The sequence below is a fragment of the Psychrobacter sp. 1Y4 genome (genome assembly GCF_051847555.1).
Genome location: NZ_JBPYDE010000505.1, coordinates 1 through 732, shown reverse-complemented (window position 1 = coordinate 732; position 732 = coordinate 1). Strand labels below are relative to the sequence as shown.

The 732-nt window shown below is 44.3% G+C and carries 1 pseudogene; it reads left to right on the top strand.

Annotated elements, in window-relative coordinates:
* A pseudogene (locus ACS8FC_RS17225) lies at positions 1–732 on the top strand (YfaP family protein); the annotation flags it as partial.

Genomic DNA, 732 nt, shown 5'->3' with positions numbered 1-732 from the left:
CAGGCACTGCAAGCCTACAGACATCAGCTGATGGCACTCAGCTCTATGCTGCAGAGGTTGACGAGATTGGGGCGTGGAATGTAGATCTTGAAATGAGCACAGTCAATGTCTTGGGCTGTGTAGAAGACACTGATGGTAACCGCGTGAGTAATGCATGGGTCAAAGGTGATGGTATTAACTACTCATCAGTAACGACAGCGCTTACGGATAATAACGGAAATTTCACGCTACCTGTACGCGATAATGGTGATCTTTACGTCTACGCTGAAAATGGCAATCGCACCTCAAATGCAAAATCAGTCTCTACTTCAGGGAGTGACTATCAGATGAACGACGGCTGTTTGACAGTTAGTACTGAAAATGACAGTTTGTCTATCCGTTTAACATGGGGCGAGCAGCCATATGATGTGGACTCTTACTTACGAACACCATCAGGCGATGTTATCTTTTTTGGCAATCAAGCCAGCTTATCACAAGCGCCATTTGCAGCATTGGATGTTGATGATACAGAAAGTTTTGGTCCAGAGTTTGTGACAGTACGCAAGCTTATGGTGGGTCGATACAGTTATGGCGTTGATAACTACAGCGAGACTCAAAATCCTGGACTTAAAGATTCTCCTATCAGTGTACTTTTAGAGGGTCCAACGATTCGCAGCCGTACGCTCACGCCAACTTTGAACGATAAAAATTTAGAAAGTATCTTTTGGCACTCATTCGATTTAATCGTTGATG